This is a genomic window from Clostridium sp. 1001271B_151109_B4, assembly GCF_015670405.1.
In the GTDB taxonomy this organism is placed as follows: Bacteria; Bacillota; Clostridia; order Clostridiales; family Clostridiaceae; genus Clostridium.
In genome coordinates this window covers 1-2709 of record NZ_JADPBQ010000046.1, presented here as the reverse complement: position 1 = coordinate 2709, position 2709 = coordinate 1, and the positions used below count along the sequence as shown (strand labels likewise).

3 protein-coding genes are annotated in these 2709 nt (G+C 23.9%); all 3 read left to right on the top strand.

Annotation, left to right across the window (positions count from 1 at the left end; translation table 11 throughout):
• Window positions 1–396: hypothetical protein (locus I4V63_RS15405; RefSeq protein WP_196002100.1), on the top strand; the 396-nt coding region annotated here is incomplete at its 5' end.
• Between the two features lie 415 nt (window positions 397–811).
• Window positions 812–964, top strand: coding sequence for a hypothetical protein (locus I4V63_RS15400; protein ID WP_196002099.1), 153 nt, complete (start codon window positions 812–814; stop codon window positions 962–964).
• A gap of 15 nt (window positions 965–979) precedes the next feature.
• Window positions 980–2479, top strand: a complete 1500-nt coding sequence (locus I4V63_RS15395) for a DEAD/DEAH box helicase family protein (protein WP_196002098.1) — start codon at window positions 980–982, stop codon at window positions 2477–2479.
• Window positions 2480–2709 lie beyond the last annotated feature (230 nt).

The following is a 2709-nucleotide window of genomic DNA, read 5'->3' as shown; positions in this document are numbered from 1 at the left end:
TTATGGAATGATATATATAATGGAGTTATTAAGTTATCAAATCCAGGTAATACAAATGTAGTATTTTGTGGTGGTGGTGCATTGCTGCTATTAAATGAATTTAAACAAAGTATTCCAAGAGAGTATAATATAAAAGTATTGAATGATATTGAATGTATTTATAGTGATTTACTAGGAATGATATTATTATCTAATGAAAAAGTTAATATAGAAAATTATGAATGTGATTATGAGCCAGAGCCACCAAGAAAAAGTAAAGTAAGTAATTTTGATAAATTCAAAGAATTAAAAGAACAAGGTTACACAAATGAAGAAATTATAAGAATTACCAATTTAGCACCGCAAACAATAAGGAATTACCAAAGTAAATTAAATAAATTAAAGATAGCAAGTTAAGGCAATAGGAGGGTTTTAAAAAGCCTTCCTATTTTGGTTAGGTAATTATTAGTTGACATTATATTTCTTGTATACTTATCAAAATATAGTATATAATTTAAGTAAAAAAAAGGGGGGAGGTAAAAAATGGAGCTAACAAAAGAAATTTTTAAATTATTTTGTTCGATAACAAGACTTATAGGAGCATTAGCATTGCTATATTTTATAATTAGATAATAATTTATATAAACATATTTTTATTTTTTGCATCTGGATTAATTTCCAGGTGCTTTTTTTGTTGTCAAAAATGGATAATATCGTAAGAAATAAAAGTATAATTTTATTTTACTTTTCAAAGTGAACTTTTAAGAAATTTTATTAAATAATATAAATATAAGGCATCAAGCAAAAGAAAAAACCAGGAGGACTTTACATTATGAAAAGAAAGAGAAATAAGGAATTAAGAGTATTTTTAACACCAGAAGAAAGACAAGCAGTAACAGAGAAAGCAGAGCAAGATAATTATAAATCAGTATCAGAATATGTAAGATATTTATTATCTTTAGATGGAATTAAAATAGAGGAATAACGGAGGATAAAAGGCATGAAAAGAAAATATGTTAGTGATGTAATAGGAAAAGAAAAGGTTGAAGAATTAATTAAAGGAAATAATTATCTAATAGGTTCAGAGATGGGCAGCGGTAAAAATTATTGGGTTAGAAATATTTTATTACCGTATGCTTTTGATAATAACATGAAAGTTTTAATATTAAGTTCAAGAACTGCAATTAAAGAGCAACAATATAATTATTTAGAAGAGTACGAACAATTTTGTATAAGAAATTTTAAAGCTGGTACTTTTGAAATAATGAGTTATCAAAAATTTGAAAATGTACTTAGAAGTAAAGATAAAAAATTAAGTTGGTGCAGCTTAGGAGAAATTAATTATATTGTATGTGATGAAGCACATTATTTTATAAAAGATACAAGTATGAATAATAAAACTGTTTTAAGTTTTGATTGGTTAAATAATAATCATAATATAGTAAAAATATTTATGACCGCAACTTATGAAGCTTTAGATTATTTACCATTTTTAAATAAATTAGAAGTCTTAAAAGATGCAGATTATAACAATAATAATGTAAAAGATTTTTATAGATATGAAAGTCAAGATACAGTTACACCGATAATTCAGCAAGAAGTTAATAAAGGTAAAAAGGTATTAATAATAAATAATAAAAAGCATGAGTTAGATATGTGGCAAGATACAATTAGTGGACAAGTTGAAAATTTAATATCAAATAACAAAGATAATTCAAAAGAATTTAAAAGTATAGTAAAGCATCAAAAATTTAATAGTGATGTATTAAATACAACTTCTTTAATTTGTGAAGGTACAGAAATATTTGATAGTACAGTAGAAACCATAATTATTAATGGTGTTTCAGATTTAGAAAAGTTTGTTCAAACAACTGCAAGGATTAGAAGTAATAAAGTAAATGTATTTTATAAGAGAATTACACCAAGAGCAATAGAAGCTAAATTAAGAGGATTAGAAAAGCAATTATTTTATTATGATGAATTTGTAAGATTAGGTGAAATTAATTTTGTAAAAAAATATGGATTAGATATTATTGATAAAAGTATGAAGTCATTATATTTAGATACTATAGTAAATCCTTTTACTGGTGAAGAAATGATAACATTAAGAACACATACAACTAATTTAGGAAGATTAGAATATGAGTTTGATTTATACCAAGATATAAGGGCGTATGGTTTTGAGAATAGAGTATTAAAAAAATATTTTCCTGGTGTTTCATGGTATGACTTGGAGCAACTAAAAAGAGAAGAATATATTAAATTAGATATTATAGATAGTTACAAAGATAAAAAAATATTTAAAGATGAACAAGAAATATTTATTAATGTAATATCTAATAAGTTTGGTTTAACTCGAAAAGATGGAAGTAAGAAATTAGGGTTAAAAACTATTAATTCATTTTTTGAAGATAATAATATTAATTATAAAATTGATAGTAAAAGAATAAAAAGGGATGGTAAACTTCATACAGTTTGGATATTAGAAGAAGTTGCATAAATTTATAGCGGTATCAAAAAACATGGTACTTGTATATAATATATAAACATAATGAAAAGTGATACCATTGAAAAGTAAATATTTAATTATTCAAAGTGTGACAAAACTGTAGGTTTGGTATTAATTATATTAAACAAACAGTTTTGTCACACTTTATTTATATCATAATAATATTGGTGGATTTGGTGAAAATCAAAAAGTTATGTTAGCAAAGACAATAGCGGAAATAC

Bases quoted from the DNA above. Each gene is read 5' to 3' on its own strand.
- I4V63_RS15395 (WP_196002098.1), top strand. From the start codon at position 980: ATGAAAAGAAAATATGTTAGTGATGTAATAGGAAAAGAAAAGGTTGAA.
- I4V63_RS15400 (WP_196002099.1), top strand. From the start codon at position 812: ATGAAAAGAAAGAGAAATAAGGAATTAAGAGTATTTTTAACACCAGAA.